The sequence below is a fragment of the Bacteroidota bacterium genome (assembly GCA_016706255.1).
Classification (GTDB): Bacteria; Bacteroidota; Bacteroidia; order Chitinophagales; family BACL12; genus UBA7236.
Genome location: JADJJZ010000029.1, coordinates 289,889 through 305,369 on the forward strand (window position 1 = coordinate 289,889; position 15,481 = coordinate 305,369).

Sequence of the window (15,481 nt, forward strand, 5' to 3'; positions counted from 1 at the left end):
GTCCCGATAGCTATCGCATAGGCGTCAACCAAAAGTGTTCATTAATTGGTTAAAATGTTCAGTGGCGTTGATTCTCTTACGTTTTTCATGGCAACAGTAATAGATGATTTGTTCTATCGTTTGGAGGCTTAAAACAGCGGCGTAAAATTGGCCATACTGTTTTATAACAAATGATGCGAGTTTTACTTTGCTGATTATTTTTTTATGTTTTTTATAGGCCTCAATCTTAATTGGTAGGTAAATGTGAACCTCAAACCATGCAATATAAGTAGGATCATGTATAACACAGCTTCGATTCGTATTGTGTTTATTTGATCATTCGGTATTATCGATTCAATCTTAATACCTGTTTTCCAACTTTTAAATAATAGTTCTATCTGCCAGCGAGTACGGTATAAATCTGATATGTCCGTGCCGCATCTGATTTATTAATGTTGGTTATAAAAATTATATACCCTAAAGCAGTATAAAATTCTTTTGAGTGATTTAGCCGTTTATCCCTATCCTGCCTAGCTTTGCGGTTTTTCTTTCTGTTGTTTTGCTATCCAGCTTTATTGCCAACCTTATTGGTAACTTATTTGTTTTGCCACAGAGCAAGTTTATATCAACAAAATTTTTCTCTTTATCAATTTCATTACTGATAGCAGTTCCATCGTTTTTGGGTCATACAAATTGGTATTAAAGCGTTGCCTGCTTATAAAGTAAATACCTGTAGCAATCATTTTTCAAAACTTGCAGCGAGTAATATCCTAAGTCACGTATTACTAAATCACCTTTTTTGGCAATATCAATATGGTTGCCGATAAACATTGTTCATTTGTTGTAAATCCAGTTATATTAAAATGTATATAGTCCTGTAATTGCATTCATAACAACGTTGATTTTTGAACTGATTTTTGCTTGCCTTTACTATAATTGCGGGAAAAAGGCTATTCATAAAGTCCGGAAGTTTAATTGCCGTGCTATCTTGCAAATAAACATTACGAAATAATTTGAACTTTCCTTTGTTGGTGCACCTAAATGTTTAGTTAAAACGAGTTGGAGCAGTATTTTTAACAAATTAACCCAAGCGGTATTCATCCTTTTGAAAAGGGCCTGTTTGCTTACTGGCTGGCCTATTACACGGACAAGGCACTTGCCCAACTGGCATAACTTTTTCACTTTTAGCTATCAATGCGAAAAACGATGTCAATAAATGACACGCTTTAATTTTACTATTTTGATGCTTTGCAAACCCGTAAGCGGGCTTGTCGAGAAATTTCAGCATTACTTATTAAGCCAACTTTGTATTTTTGGCTTGTGGAAAATGGGTTCGTTTTTTTACTAGACATATTAATTACGAAACTCGTTTTCCATATTTATTTGTACAAGCTCTAATGTAGACCAATCCACGCTCCTGGCGTTTTTATTGTACAATTTAGTTGACGCCTATGCGATAGCTATCGGGATCCGTTTAATCTGCGTTCCTTTTAAAATCCACATGCCCCAAAATCGCCCTTTATCCCAACCCATAAGTCCTAAAAAATCCCTAATTTTCCCCAAAATACACATTAACATGTTTAAGCGATTGACCCTTGTTTTTTGTTTGACAACATTATTTTATCAGGCAGGTTTTTCACAAGCTTGTGGGCCTTGCACAATAGACTACGCCTGGATTTCACCCGGTGTTTACCCTGATACACTACCACCCGCAACAGCAGGAGTATATTATGAAAGTGATATCACTTTTGTGATGCAGGCTGATACTACCGTAGATGTAGTGGGAACACTTGAATTTTTAAATTACCATATACTGGAACCTGTTGGAATGCCTTATGGAATGCATGTTTCAACCAATTTGGGCGATTTACCTGTCGATTATGATCCGGATATCAGCTTATATGGTTGTGCACGCGTTTGCGGAACTCCACTTGTTCCCGGCATGTATGAGGTTACCGTTCCGCTTATTGCAACTTTAGAATACCCCGGCGGTGATCAGGCAGCGGAATACAGCCTCTTTTTAGAGGTTTTACCCGCAGTTCCGGAGGATGGCGGCTTTATTCCGACAGTTACTTATGGCTGCGACCCGGTTAGTGTCGATTTTGAAACGAGCATGCATAGTTTAGGCGCCGACGGCTTTAGTTATGCCTGGGATTTTGGCAACGGCATTACCAGCACCAGCGAATTCCCTCCAACACAAACATATACTGCCATTGGCGGAGTGCCTACCGATTATATCGTATCACATACCATAACCATTGATACATTTGGTTATCAACTGGAATATGCTACTATATTATCCAGTGGTTGTGATGATTGTACATTCTTTGGATGCACCGGTTTAATTGAAGCTGAAAAACCGGATTTATATTTAATAATAACTGCATTAGGCGTTAATACTGAAGCGGATGCGTTTATTGACACTTCTCCTCCGGTAACCATCAGTTTAGGTGTTGAATTAGACCCTGCTGCAACGTATACCATGCAAATGAAAGATGATGACGGCGGACTTGCAGGTGGTGATGATAATTGTGGGTCTTTTACTTTTGGTGGCGATGATGTTGGTATTTCTACATTAAACTCCGGAAGCCATTCAGTAGAAATCAGTATCACACATCCTGTTATTTCGTATACATTTTATGATACAATAACTATCTATCCTTCAGTTCCTGTTCCTGCTATAGAGGTTATAGGCGAAACTACATTTTGCTCAGGCGATTCAGTGGTTTTAAATGCAACAATTTTACCCGATATCACATATCAATGGGCAAATAATGGCGACCCAATTCCCGGCGCTGACTCTACAAGCTTAATCGTTTTTGAAACCGGTGAATATGATTTAACTGTTACAGGTGTTGGCGGATGTTTTTCTGAAAGTGCCGTTACTTCTGTTACTGTTTACGAGCAACCAACTGCGCCAAATATTATTGTAATCGGAAATGAACTTTCTACTTCTTCAACTTGGGATGTGCAATGGTATTACGACGGCAGTCCGATTCCGGGAGCTACCGAAAACACTTATACGCCGGCCATTGAGGGAACTTATCAGGTAGCGGCTGTTAACGGACCATGTGTGGCTTATTCTGTTGCAATAAATTTTGTTTTTCAATCGGTTAACGACATTTTAATTAATGATGTAATTGTGAGTCCTAACCCAAATACCGGTGTATTTACAACCTCATTTACCATCACACAAAAACAAAATATTTCCATTCATATTTTAAATATGCTTGGCGAAAAATTATATAGCATCAACAGACCAAATGCATGCGGAAAAATAAATGAAACAATTTCACTTCCTAATATTGAAAGTGGTATCTATTTTTTAGAAATTGAAGGTGTAAACGGAAGTATGATTGTGAAATTATTAATCAATTAAATTTATTTAATTACAGCATGGATTATAAACCGATAATTGAGGCGCAACGAAAATATTTCGAGTCGAATACAACGATTCCCTATACTTTTCGAATCGCACAATTAAAAAAATTATTATCCATCATAAAACAGTATGAACCTCAACTAATTCAGGCATTACATGCTGATTTGCACAAATCGGAATTTGAAGCTTTTGGCACTGAAACAGGTGTAGTAACAACCGAATTAAATTATTACCTCCGCGATTTAAAAAAATGGATGCGCCCGAAACGTTTGCGTACACCTGTTTTCCATTTTATTGCCAGCACTTATATTCAAAAAATTCCTTATGGCAATACTTTAATTATTGCACCTTGGAATTACCCATTTTTATTAACCATGCGTCCGCTGATAGGTGCAATGGCTGCAGGAAATACTGCAATCATAAAACCTTCGGAAAATGCGCCTGCAACTGCTGCTGTTATTGAGGAAATGATTAATAAAAATTTTGATCCTGCTTATTTATATGTTGCCAATACAGATGCATCAGGTTCGAAATTGTTATTAGCAGAAAAATTTGATTATATCTTTTTTACAGGTGGTGCAGGAATTGGTAAAATTGTATATCAGGCTGCAGCTGAACATCTTACCCCTGTTACCTTAGAGCTTGGTGGAAAAAATCCATGTATTGTTGACGAAACGGCAAATCTGGATGTAACAGCCGGAAGAATTACCTGGGGGAAATTTGGTAATAGCGGACAAACATGTGTTGCACCGGATTATTTATTGGTGCATGAAAGTATTAAATCTGCTTTAGTAGAAAAAATTATTGCCGTTATCAAAAAATGTTACGGCGAAAATGTAATTGACAGTCCGGATTACGCAAGAATAATTAATCAAAATCATTTTAACAGAATTGTTGCTTTATTAAAAGATACAACCATTTTATTTGGGGGAGATGTTAATGCTTCGCAAAAATTTATTGCTCCTACCCTGCTTGAAATTAATAGTTTACAGGCACCTGTTATGCAGGAAGAAATTTTTGGTCCGCTGTTGCCCATCATAACCTATAAAAACATGGATGAGGTTTATAAAATAATTGCCGCACATCCGAATCCGCTCGTTTTATATCTCTTTTCCAAAAACAAAAAATTAGCACACGAAATTGCTGAAAATGTAAAAAGTGGTGACATGACTGTTAATGAAGCCGTGTTACATTTTGGTAATCTCTTCCTGCCTGTTGGTGGCATTGGCAGCAGTGGAATGGGTAAAAGTCAGGGGAAATATTCATTTGATACTTTTTCTCACAATAAAAGTGTGATGTATAAAAAATTCAATCCTGAATTACAGGTACGATATCCGCCGTATGGCAAAAACAAATTGAAGCAACTCAAATGGTTGTTTAAATACGTATTTTATCGGTAACAATTAAGTGCTGCATTTTTTGGTCAATTTATCACCGCTTGTCCACATAACCTTACCGCCCACCCATTTTCTTTTCATAACTTCGCAACTTAAATTGCTTGCATGCAGGAATTAGCTAAACGTATCGCCAATCTGAATGAATCGGCAACCATTAAGATGGCCCAGATGACGCGTGAACTGAAGAGTCAGGGAAGGGATATCATAGACCTCAGCCTCGGTGAGCCTGATTTTGAAACCCCCGACCATATTAAAGCCGCTGCCAAAAAGGCAATTGACGATGGTTTTACGCATTATACGCCAGTTGCCGGCTATTTGGACGTGCGTCAGGCCATAGCAGAAAAGTTTTTAAAGGAAAATGACCTTCACTATACACCCGAACAAATTGTAGTTTCAACAGGTGCAAAACAAAGTATCATAAATGCGGTAATGTGCCTTGTAAATCCTGGTGATGAAGTAATTCTTCCCAATCCTTTCTGGGTAAGTTATTCAGCAATGGTAAAACTGGCTGAAGGCATAATTGTTGAAATACCCACTACTGTTGAAACCGACTTTAAAATCAGTCCCGCTCAACTGGAGGCTGCAATTACCCCCAAAACTAAACTCATCATGTTTTCTTCTCCGTGTAATCCGACAGGAACTGTTTATACACGCGATGAATTAAAAGCTTTGGCTGAAGTAATCATTAAACACGAAAATGTATATGTTATTTGTGATGAAATTTATGAGCATATCAATTTTACAGGCCAACATGCCAGCATGGCGCAGTTTGATTTTATTTACGACCGTGTAGTTACCGTAAATGGTTTGTCGAAAGCTTATGCAATGACCGGCTGGCGTTTAGGATATATCGGCGCTCCACTATGGATTGCCAAAGCATGTGATAAAATTCAGGGCCAATACACATCTGCAACCTGCAGTATCACTCAAAAAGCAGCTATTGCAGCTTTAAATGGCGATATCAGCACCACGCTCGTGATGAAAGAGGCATTTTTACGTCGTCGAGATTTGGTTTTTCAATTATTACAGGATATCAAAGGATTAAAATTTAATAATCCACAAGGTGCATTTTATTTTTTTCCGGATGTAAGCAATTATTTCGGAAAAAGTTATAACGGTCATACCATTAAAAATGCCGACGATATGGCATTGTATCTGTTACACGAAGGCAATATTTCTGTTGTTACAGGAAGTGCATTTGGGGATGCCAATTGTATTCGGTTCAGTTATGCTACCAGCGATGATAAATTAGTGGAAGGCATGAAACGTATGAAATTAGCACTCGAAAAATTAGTTAATAATCCTGTTCCGGTTGCTTAAATAAATGGTATGTCACAACATCGAATTATAAAAAAAATGTTTTCCGGTTTTCGTCACGTCAAGGTGGCTATTGCCGGCGATTTGATGTTAGATAAATATGTTTACGGCAGTGTTGAACGTATTTCTCCGGAAGCCCCGGTACCCGTTTTAGATGTGGTTTCCAATGATGCCAGGCCGGGTGGTGCAGCTAATGTGGCAGTGAATATTAATGCCTTAGATGCAACGCCTGTCGTGTTTTCAGTTATTGGTAATGATACAAACGGTGACACCTTAATTGGCTTACTGCGCGAAAAAGGAATTAATACCAAACATATTATTCGCAGCGATAAAAGAATTACTTCAGCAAAAACCCGCATCATTGCAAAAAATCACCAGATGATGCGCATTGATGAAGAAATTACTGATGAACTGGATGAAACTACAAGCAAAAAACTTCAAAAATCAATAATCACTTTTCTTAATCAGCACAAACCTGATGTATTTATTTTTGAAGATTATGATAAAGGTGTATTAACGCCGGATTTAATTAGTATAATTATTACAACTTGTATTAAATTAAATATTCCGGTTGTTGTAGACCCCAAGAAAAAAAACTTCTTCGCTTATACTAACTGCACCGTATTTAAACCAAATATTCGTGAAATCAACGAAAGTTTGCAAACACAATTACAACAAACTGAAACAACCGATTTAAATATTATCACCAATATTTTAAAACAAAAAATGCCGCATCAAATCACTTTAATTACATTGGGTGATAAAGGCATTTATTTAAATACCGGCAAAAAAGGTGTAATTCAAAAAGCGCATATCCGAAATGTTTCCGACGTAAGCGGAGCCGGTGATACGGTTGTGAGTGTTGCCGCTTTATGCCTTGCTTCAGGTGCTGAACCTGCCTTAATGGCTGCCATAGCCAATATTGCAGGCGGTTTGGTTTGTGAGTTGCCGGGTGTTGTCCCCGTAAATAAATCGGTGTTATTAAAAGAATGCCTGAACCTCTTGTAAGCAGCAAATACCCTTCCTGCTTTTTTATTTAATTCTCATTTATTATTTTTATTACATGAAAACTAATATCCACACGAAATTTTTGCAAAAAAAGTCCGATGAACAATTATTACAACTGGTTAATAATTTAAGTCAGGCCGATGATGTACGTCTTGCTGCACTTTGGTTATTACAGGAACGAAATATTACTGAAAACATTCCCCTACACCTTGAAATGCAACTGGAAATGAATATTGCCGGCCGTTCAGAAGATTTGAAAGAATACGCTGAAAAACACGGTTTGGAAGATATGGAAATTCCTCAAGTAATTAAAGTAGCAGCTTATCTTACCTTAGTTCCGATTGTATTATTTATAATTCAGTTGATTATTTTCAATCAGTTGAATATGTTGATATTCAGCACAACAATTTTATTCAATATTGCTGTCATGTTGATGTTACTGATTGTTTGCATTTTTATTCTAAACGGAAAACAATGGCCACGCATCGTAATGGCGGTAATCCTGGCTTTAAACATCGTTTTTATTGTGCTCGGCTGGAACGGACTGATTCAAATATTTCGGATGCTGCCGAACATGGGCATATTTATTTTCATTCTCACAATTATAGAACTAGGGTCTAAAATTGCTGTAGTAAGCATGTTGTTTTCACAAAAGGCAAATCGCTTTTATCGCGGTGGAAAACAAAATACAGAAAATTTGTTCGACCAGATGTAATTATTTACTTCTGATTGCCTCTACAGGATCCATTCTTGATGCGGTAATTGCAGGAATAATTCCGGCTATAACACCCAGTGCAACTGAAATTGAAGTGCCGATTAAAACGTTGTTCCAGGAAAGTATAAACCCAAATCCTGTCGCTTTATCAGCTAAAAACATAACGCCCCAAACAAGCCCTAATCCAATTAAACATCCAATCAACGCAAGAATAATTGCTTCAATTAAAAACTCAGTCAGGATAAGATAATTTTTAGCGCCAAGCGATTTTTTTATACCGATAACATTGGTTCTTTCTTTCACACTCACAAACATAATATTGGCTATACCGAATCCACCAACCAGAATACTAAATCCACCGATAATAAATCCGACAATGTTAAGCATGGCAAATAAACTATCGAGCGCGTCTGCTGCCATGGTAACTTCATTCACTGCAAAATCACTTTCTTCCGTTGGTCGCAAATTGCGTGCATTGCGCATAATCGGATAAATTTCATCTTTTATCTCATCGGCAGTAATTCCATCTTTTGGCCGCACTTCAATAACAGGATCAATCATACCACTTTGCATATCAACAACACGTCGGATGTAATTAAATGGAATGATGATGGTATTATCATTACTGATATCAATAATGCTCTCCCCTTCTTTTTCCAGCACACCAATAATCCGCATTTTATATTGTCGCCCCGATTCTCTGAACCACACATATTTACCAACCGGGTCCACATTTGGCGGAAATAATTTATCTGCAACTTCAAATCCCAAAATACAAACCTCCGCTCCTCCCACCGATTCGTTCGGCACAAAATAGCGTCCGCTTTTAAAATTCAGGGTATAGATTTCATCGTAATTTTCAGTTACACCACTGATGGAAACATTTTGTAAATTATTATCGAGATATTTTACGTCATCCGCATTTAACCATAATTCAACGGCAACGGCTTTTGCTTTGGTAAGTTTTTCGTTGAGCAGTTTATATTCATCATAACTCATGGTAGGCCGCTTGATATAATCCCACCAGGCATATTCTTCATTCCCGAATTGCCAGGGCCAGCGCTGAATATAAATCATATTCGTGCCTAATTTCTCCAAACCACTTTCCATATTGCGCTTAAGCGAGTCAACAGCGCTCAACACCGCGATAATACAGAAGATACCAATAGATACACCAAACAGCGACAGGAAGGTTCTGAGTCTGTTATTCTTCAGTTCCTGCAATACCTGAGGGAAGGTTTCCGACAATGTTCTTAAGAATACACTCATTTTGCCTCAAAGATATTTTATTGTTTCCATTGAATTAGTTATAGTTTGGTTAATTTTGCACCCGCTCTGTAGATTTTCTTCAGACAAATTCTAAAACCCGTAAGTTTTATATGAAACTATCCAAATTTAATTTCGAACTCCCCAAAGACATTATTGCTCAACATCCTACACCTGAACGCGACGACTCCAAATTAATGGTTGTACACCGTAAAACAGGTAAAATTGAACACAAAAAATTTAAAAACATTTTAGATTATTTCAGTGAACACGATGTGATGGTATTAAACAATACCAAAGTATTTCCTGCCCGTTTATACGGTCGTAAAGAGAAAACAGGTGCTAAAATTGAAGTTTTCATGTTGCGTGAACTCAATCGTGAAATGCATTTATGGGATGTTTTAGTTGATCCTGCACGTAAAATTCGCGTTGGTAATAAACTGTATTTTGGTGATGACGACATGTTGGTGGCTGAGGTTGTAGACAACACTACATCACGTGGTCGTACCATCCGTTTCCTCCACGATGGCACTGCAGAAGAGTTGCGTAAAATTTTGGAAATAATGGGTGAAACACCGCTTCCAAAATACATCAAACGCAAGCCGGATGAAGAAGATAAAGAACGTTTTCAGACCGTTTTCGCTAAACACGAAGGTGCTGTAGCGGCTCCAACTGCCGGTATGCACTTTAGTCGCGAGTTGTTGAAACGCCTCGAAATTAAAGGGATAAATTTTGCAGAAATCACACTCCACGTAGGTTTGGGCACATTCCGCAGTATTGATGTGGAAGATTTATCCAAACACAAAATGGATGCAGAATATTTTAAAGTAGATAAAACCTGTGTTGATATTGTAAATAAAGGGCTGGATGGTAATCACCGTATTTGCGCAATCGGAACCACCAGTATGCGTGCCTGCGAAAGTGCAGTTGCTGCTACAGGCAGATTAAAAACGGAAGAAGGCTGGACTAACCTGTTTATCCACCCACCATACGATTTTACCATCTGTAATTCAATGGTGACCAATTTTCACCTGCCTAAAACCAGTCTTGTGATTATGGTTGCTGCCTTTATGGGTTACGATTTAACTATGGAAGCTTATAAACTGGCCATGAAAGAAAAATACCGCTTCTTCTCTTACGGTGATGCGATGTTGATTATCGACTGATCAGTAAAACCTAAAAAAAAATCCTGCCAAAAGCAGGATTTTTTTTTGAAATTCATTTCCGACGGTTTGTTTCAATATTCGTCTTCATTGAAGTAAAAATCGTCATGCGTTGGGTAATCACTCCAAATATCTTCTATCCCTTCATAAAATTCTCCCTCATCTTCCAATTCCTGTAAATTTTCAATTACTTCGATAGGAGCTCCCGAACGAATGGCGTAATCAATCAATTCATCTTTTGTTGCCGGCCATGGCGCATCTTCAAGATACGAGGCTAGTTCTAGTGTCCAATACATAATTAACCAGATTTTTAATTAGGGCGCAAAAATAGATTTTTTTTAATCTTTTGCAAGGAACAATATGAACAAAATGTGCCTTTCCCTAAAATAATTAGCAGAGATAGCCTGAAATTGAGCATTTTAGCCTTGAAAACTATTTTATTAATTAATTAACCTCTCGGCCGCCAGGTAATTTCTTCCACATCTAAATCGCGGGCAAGTTTGCGACTTAACACAAACAGATAATCGCTCAGTCTATTCAGGTAAGTTATGATTAAAGGCTCAACTTGCTCATTTTCAGCAAGATGTGTAACTATACGTTCAGTCTTTCTGCATATAACACGCGCTAAGTGACAGAACGACACGGTAGTATGTCCACCTGGCAAAATAAAGTTCTGTAACTGAGGCAATTTCGTCTCCATTTCGTCAATCTGTTGCTCCAAAAAGGTAATATCTGCTTCCTTAAGGTCAGGAATCGCCATTTTTGACCGTTCAGGGTCCGATGCTAGTGCTGCGCCAATGGTAAACAGCCTGTCCTGAATCTCATTTAACACGTTTTTATACCCTGTGTCAATTTGCTGGTCTGCAACCAAACCGATATAAACATTAAGCTCATCAGTTGAACCGTAAGCTTCAACTCTGATATGGTGTTTAGGCACTCTGGTTCCGCCAATTAACGAGGTTTCACCGGTATCCCCTTTTTTGGTATAAATCTTCATATTGCAAAGGTAATGGCAGTTGCCGCGAATGGCAACCGGGTAATGTAATTTTGGTTTGCTTAACCGAGACTTTTTCTGAGTTCAGTCGGATTGAGTTTGTTTTCGTTCACCTCATCTCTTTCAATAACCCCATCACGAATACGTATAATACGATGTGCATAACGGGCGATATCTTCTTCGTGGGTTACAATGATAACGGTATTGCCTTTTTTATGAATCTCTTCAAACAACTCCATTATTTCATAACTGGTTTTGGTATCGAGGTTACCTGTTGGCTCATCGGCAAGAATTATAGAAGGGTCGTTCACCAAAGCACGGGCAACTGCAACACGCTGACGTTCACCACCCGACAACTCGTTGGGTTTATGTTTCATGCGATGACCCAAACCTACTGCCTGTAAAATAGATTCTGCCTTTTGTGTCCGCGTTGCCTTGTTCATACCGGCATAAATAAGCGGCAATGCCACATTTTCAATGCCTGAAAGTCTGGCCAGCAGGTTAAAGGTTTGAAATACGAAGCCAATTTCTTTATTCCGCACTTCAGCCAGTTCATCATCATTCATTTTGCTGACATCGGTACCGTTTAACACATAATTGCCCACAGAGGGTTTATCGAGGCAGCCCAGAATATTCATCAGGGTGCTTTTTCCCGAACCTGAGGGGCCCATAATGGCAACGTATTCATTTTTATGAATAGAGGCATTCAGGCCTTTTAACACCTCAATCTTCACCTTTCCGAGATCGTATGTTTTTCTGATATTTTTTAACGAGATAATCTCTTCCATGCTTGTTACTTTTTACGCAGCACTTTCGGCACTTTAAAATAATCACTGTCGGCCAAAGGGGCATTTTCCAGCGCTTCCTGTTTTGTAATTTCCATTTTCGGCTCGTCGGCACGCATCACATTCGTATCCGGATTCACATATACCAGCGGTTCTATTCCTGTAACATCCAACTCATCCAGTTTGCCGACAAAATTGAGCATATCGGTCAGGTTTTGTTCGATTGCCTTTTCTTCAGCAGCATCAAATTCGAGTTTAGAGAGATTGGCCAGTTTTTCAACCAATACTTTATCCACTTTCATAGGGGTAAAGTTAGTATATATTTTTAAGCCCATACCTGCCTTCACACAGTTTAACGAATTTATCGAATAAGTATGCCCTGAAAGCACGTTTTTGTGCGGTAATCAGCAATCTTTTTTCTATTTTCGCCGCATGGAAATTGTTGTTAGCGGAACTCGCCCTACGGGTATCCTGCATCTTGGAAATTATTACGGTGCCGTGCGCAATTATGTGCGACTGGGCGATGATAAAAATGTAAAGGGATATTTTTTTATTGCTGATTATCATTCTCTTACTACACATAATAATCCGGCTGAATTGAAAGTACTGGTGAAACAAACCATTGCTACTTACCTGGCATGTGGTCTTGACCCTGAAAAAGTTGTGATTTATGTGCAGAGTGATTTACCGCAAATTCCTGAGTTGTATTTATTGCTGAATATGCTGGCATATAAAGGTGAATTGGAAAAAGTTGCCACGTTTAAAGACAAAATTAAAATTCACAAAGAAAACATTAATGCAGGCTTGCTTACTTATCCGGTTTTAATGGCTGCAGATATTATGATTCACCGTGCACAAAAAGTGCCTGTGGGAAAAGACCAGGAACAACATCTTGAAATGACACGCAATTTTTCAAAACGATTTAATTCGAGATATGAAACCGAATTTTTCCCTGAACCGATTGCCTATAATTTCGGTGAAGATTTAGTGAAAGTTCCCGGCTTAGATGGATCAACCAAAATGAGTAAAACAGGTGGTGAAGTGAATGCGATTTTTTTGAATGAAGAACCGGAATCTATCCGCAAAAAAATAATGCGCGCAAAATCTGACGGCGGACCAACAACCATGAATCAGGAAAAACCACAGGAAATAAAAAATTTGTTTGAGTTGATGAATATTGTGAGCACCCCTGATACCGTTCAGTTTTTTGATAATGCTTACAATAATTGCAATATTCGTTATGGCGATATGAAGAAACAATTGGCCGAAGATATGATTCAATACCTCACACCTATCAGAACGCGCATCAATGAATTGATTCAGGATGAAGCTTATTTAAGTAAAGTAGTGAGCAAAGGTGGCGAAGAAGCAAGAGAAAGTGCTCAAAAAACAATAGATGAAGTACGAAAAATAATGGGAATTCGTTACTTTTAATCCTCCTTTACAATTAGTTTTCCCAAATTTGCACACTTGAATACCTAACAACTACGAATACAATGGCAAAAACTACCAAACAGGCTACTAAAACAAAAGAAGTAAAACCGGCAGCTAACGATAAAAAGAAAAAACCGGAAGTTACCGTTAAGTCAACTCCTAACACAAAATCTGAAAAAAGTGCAAAGCCTGTTGATGAAGAAAAAAATAACGATGTTGAACGTCGTGTAATTAAACATATTGCTGTGGCCGGAAATATCGGTGCAGGCAAAACTACACTTACAGGATTATTGGCAAAACATTTTAACTGGGAAACACATTTTGAAGATGTGGAAAACAACCCGTACTTATACGATTTTTATCAGGATATGCCACGCTGGGCATTTAACTTACAAATTTATTTCCTCAACAGTCGCTTCAAACAAATATTAGATATTCAGAAAGGAAATAAAACAATTATTCAGGATAGAACGATTTATGAAGATGCGCAAATTTTTGCTCCAAACCTACACGCAATGGGTTTAATGAGCACACGCGATTTTCAAAATTATACTGAAATATTTAATTCCATTACTTCCCTGGTTTCACCACCCGATTTATTAATTTATTTACGCGGTTCAATTCCTGCATTGGTAAATCAAATTCAAAAACGTGGTCGCGAATATGAAGACAATTTACGTCTCGATTATTTACGCCGTTTAAATGAATATTATGAAGCATGGATTGCAAAATACAAACATGGTAAATTATTAATTATTGATATCGACCATTGTAATTTTGCAGAAAATGCTGAAGATTTAGGTAGTGTTATTCAACGCGTGAATACCGAATTATTCGGTTTATTCTAAAAAATATTAATTATGGATATTGTTGCCATCCGCAACGACACGCCGGGTAGTCGTTTAGTAAAACATTTTAATAATGCCGGCTGCTCATTACATCCATTACCTGTAGTTGAAGCCGTAAAACAATTTCTGGATGAAGAATCCATGATTGGCGGATATGAAATACATGCCAAACGCGAACAACAATTACTTGATTTTTATTCGGCAGCAGCAGAAATGCTCAATTGCCATTCAAGAAATATCGCATTTGTAACCAGTGCTACCGATGGATTTGTTAAAGCACTTTCTTCCATTCCTTTTAAATCTGGAGATGTAATTCTTACTACATTAAATGATTATGTTTCCAATCAAATTCAATTTTTATCCTTACAAAAACGATTCGGTGTTCAAATAATACGTGCAGAAAATTTGCCTACGGGAGAAGTAGATCCTGCATCAATAGAACAATTAATCAAAAAACATCGCCCTGTTTTGGTATCTGTTACACATGTGCCAAATAATACGGGTATGATTCAACCGATTGAAGAAATCGGTGCAATTTGCGCAAAAGAAGATGTGTTATATGCAGTCGATATTTGTCAGAGTGCCGGACAAATTCCTGTTGATGTAAAAAAAGTATTATGCGATTTTGCTTCTTTTACCATGCGTAAATTTATGCGCGGACCAAGAGGCAGTGGTGTATTATTTGTTTCAGATAAAGTGTTGGATAAAAAAATGGAACCACTGTTTGTAGATATGCGTGGTGCCGATTGGATTGATGATAATGTATATCAGCAAACACCCGATGCCAAACGATTTGAATACGTGGAACAATCAAATGCAATAATTACCGGCGCAACAGTTGCCATCAGATATTATTTACAATTAGGTCAGCAAAATGTTTATGAAAGAAACCGAATCATAAGCGCTTATACACGGAAAAAATTGTCGGAAATTCCCGGAATTAAATTAATGGACCAGGGAATTAACCTCAGTAATATAATTTCTGCACTTCCGGAGAAAAAAAATATTTTCGAAATAAAAGCCGAGTTAAACCGCTTAGGTATTAATATTGGTGCTGCTCAGAAGAAGTTTGCATTGTTAGATTTTCAACAAAAGCATATAGAGGGAACACTAAGAATTAGTCCGCATTATTTTAATTCACACGAAGAAATTAATATACTTGCAGATTCAATTCATTGTTTAAACCCTTAAAT

Annotated in this window: 15 protein-coding genes; 9 read left to right on the forward strand and 6 right to left on the reverse strand. The window is 37.7% G+C overall.

Going from position 1 to position 15,481, the window contains the following annotated elements:
* Positions 1 to 194 precede the first annotated feature (194 nt).
* A complete protein-coding gene (locus IPI65_19175) occupies positions 195 to 425 on the reverse strand; it encodes a transposase (protein MBK7443550.1) in 231 nt (76 codons plus the stop codon).
* Positions 426 to 1,555: 1,130 nt separating this feature from the next.
* On the opposite strand from IPI65_19175, the gene IPI65_19180 reads away from it, so the two are divergent.
* The 5 genes from IPI65_19180 (at position 1,556) to IPI65_19200 (ending at position 7,798) form a co-directional block, all read left to right on the forward strand.
* Positions 1,556 to 3,358 (forward strand): T9SS type A sorting domain-containing protein, encoded by a 1,803-nt coding sequence (locus IPI65_19180; GenBank protein MBK7443551.1) that lies wholly within the window; start codon positions 1,556 to 1,558, stop codon positions 3,356 to 3,358.
* Between the two features lie 17 nt (positions 3,359 to 3,375).
* Positions 3,376 to 4,761 (forward strand): aldehyde dehydrogenase, encoded by a 1,386-nt coding sequence (locus IPI65_19185; protein MBK7443552.1) that lies wholly within the window; start codon positions 3,376 to 3,378, stop codon positions 4,759 to 4,761.
* A gap of 102 nt (positions 4,762 to 4,863) precedes the next feature.
* Positions 4,864 to 6,078, forward strand: coding sequence for a pyridoxal phosphate-dependent aminotransferase (locus tag IPI65_19190; protein ID MBK7443553.1), 1,215 nt, complete (start codon positions 4,864 to 4,866; stop codon positions 6,076 to 6,078).
* A gap of 9 nt (positions 6,079 to 6,087) precedes the next feature.
* Positions 6,088 to 7,083, forward strand: coding sequence for a hypothetical protein (locus tag IPI65_19195; protein ID MBK7443554.1), 996 nt, complete (start codon positions 6,088 to 6,090; stop codon positions 7,081 to 7,083).
* A gap of 55 nt (positions 7,084 to 7,138) precedes the next feature.
* Positions 7,139 to 7,798, forward strand: a complete 660-nt coding sequence (locus tag IPI65_19200) for a hypothetical protein (GenBank protein ID MBK7443555.1) — start codon at positions 7,139 to 7,141, stop codon at positions 7,796 to 7,798.
* On the opposite strand, the gene IPI65_19205 is transcribed toward IPI65_19200, so the two are convergent.
* A complete protein-coding gene (locus IPI65_19205; GenBank protein ID MBK7443556.1) occupies positions 7,799 to 9,067 on the reverse strand; it encodes an ABC transporter permease in 1,269 nt (422 codons plus the stop codon).
* Positions 9,068 to 9,177: 110 nt separating this feature from the next.
* Between IPI65_19205 and queA the strand changes: the two genes are divergently transcribed.
* Complete coding sequence (gene queA, locus IPI65_19210) at positions 9,178 to 10,230, forward strand: tRNA preQ1(34) S-adenosylmethionine ribosyltransferase-isomerase QueA (protein ID MBK7443557.1); 1,053 nt, start codon at positions 9,178 to 9,180, stop codon at positions 10,228 to 10,230.
* Positions 10,231 to 10,301: 71 nt separating this feature from the next.
* Here the strand turns inward: queA and IPI65_19215 are convergent, their stop codons facing one another.
* From IPI65_19215 to gatC, 4 genes are all read right to left on the reverse strand, one after another.
* On the reverse strand, positions 10,302 to 10,523 hold the full coding sequence (locus IPI65_19215; protein ID MBK7443558.1) for a DUF2795 domain-containing protein: 222 nt from the start codon (positions 10,521 to 10,523) through the stop codon (positions 10,302 to 10,304).
* A gap of 152 nt (positions 10,524 to 10,675) precedes the next feature.
* Positions 10,676 to 11,224, reverse strand: coding sequence for a cob(I)yrinic acid a,c-diamide adenosyltransferase (locus tag IPI65_19220; GenBank protein ID MBK7443559.1), 549 nt, complete (start codon positions 11,222 to 11,224; stop codon positions 10,676 to 10,678).
* Positions 11,225 to 11,283: 59 nt separating this feature from the next.
* Positions 11,284 to 12,000, reverse strand: coding sequence for an ABC transporter ATP-binding protein (locus tag IPI65_19225; protein MBK7443560.1), 717 nt, complete (start codon positions 11,998 to 12,000; stop codon positions 11,284 to 11,286).
* Between the two features lie 14 nt (positions 12,001 to 12,014).
* Positions 12,015 to 12,308 carry an Asp-tRNA(Asn)/Glu-tRNA(Gln) amidotransferase subunit GatC gene (gatC, locus tag IPI65_19230; protein ID MBK7443561.1) on the reverse strand — a complete coding sequence of 98 codons (294 nt, stop codon included), beginning with the start codon at positions 12,306 to 12,308 and terminating at the stop codon, positions 12,015 to 12,017.
* 130 nt (positions 12,309 to 12,438) lie between these two features.
* On the opposite strand from gatC, the gene trpS reads away from it, so the two are divergent.
* The 3 genes from trpS to IPI65_19245 all read left to right on the forward strand — a co-directional run bounded on the left by trpS (position 12,439) and on the right by IPI65_19245 (position 15,479).
* A complete protein-coding gene (trpS, locus tag IPI65_19235) occupies positions 12,439 to 13,440 on the forward strand; it encodes a tryptophan--tRNA ligase (GenBank protein MBK7443562.1) in 1,002 nt (333 codons plus the stop codon).
* Positions 13,441 to 13,502: 62 nt separating this feature from the next.
* Positions 13,503 to 14,288 (forward strand): deoxynucleoside kinase, encoded by a 786-nt coding sequence (locus IPI65_19240; GenBank protein ID MBK7443563.1) that lies wholly within the window; start codon positions 13,503 to 13,505, stop codon positions 14,286 to 14,288.
* A gap of 9 nt (positions 14,289 to 14,297) precedes the next feature.
* On the forward strand, positions 14,298 to 15,479 hold the full coding sequence (locus IPI65_19245; protein ID MBK7443564.1) for an aminotransferase class V-fold PLP-dependent enzyme: 1,182 nt from the start codon (positions 14,298 to 14,300) through the stop codon (positions 15,477 to 15,479).
* Positions 15,480 to 15,481: the final 2 nt, after the last annotated feature.

Bases quoted from the DNA above. Each gene is read 5' to 3' on its own strand.
- IPI65_19190 (MBK7443553.1), top strand. From the start codon at position 4,864: ATGCAGGAATTAGCTAAACGTATCGCCAATCTGAATGAATCGGCAACC.
- IPI65_19185 (MBK7443552.1), top strand. From the start codon at position 3,376: ATGGATTATAAACCGATAATTGAGGCGCAACGAAAATATTTCGAGTCG.
- IPI65_19220 (MBK7443559.1), bottom strand. From the start codon at position 11,224: ATGAAGATTTATACCAAAAAAGGGGATACCGGTGAAACCTCGTTAATT.
- queA (MBK7443557.1), top strand. From the start codon at position 9,178: ATGAAACTATCCAAATTTAATTTCGAACTCCCCAAAGACATTATTGCT.
- gatC (MBK7443561.1), bottom strand. From the start codon at position 12,308: ATGAAAGTGGATAAAGTATTGGTTGAAAAACTGGCCAATCTCTCTAAA.
- IPI65_19215 (MBK7443558.1), bottom strand. From the start codon at position 10,523: ATGTATTGGACACTAGAACTAGCCTCGTATCTTGAAGATGCGCCATGG.
- IPI65_19240 (MBK7443563.1), top strand. From the start codon at position 13,503: ATGGCAAAAACTACCAAACAGGCTACTAAAACAAAAGAAGTAAAACCG.
- IPI65_19205 (MBK7443556.1), bottom strand. From the start codon at position 9,067: ATGAGTGTATTCTTAAGAACATTGTCGGAAACCTTCCCTCAGGTATTG.
- IPI65_19180 (MBK7443551.1), top strand. From the start codon at position 1,556: ATGTTTAAGCGATTGACCCTTGTTTTTTGTTTGACAACATTATTTTAT.
- IPI65_19195 (MBK7443554.1), top strand. From the start codon at position 6,088: ATGTCACAACATCGAATTATAAAAAAAATGTTTTCCGGTTTTCGTCAC.
- trpS (MBK7443562.1), top strand. From the start codon at position 12,439: ATGGAAATTGTTGTTAGCGGAACTCGCCCTACGGGTATCCTGCATCTT.
- IPI65_19200 (MBK7443555.1), top strand. From the start codon at position 7,139: ATGAAAACTAATATCCACACGAAATTTTTGCAAAAAAAGTCCGATGAA.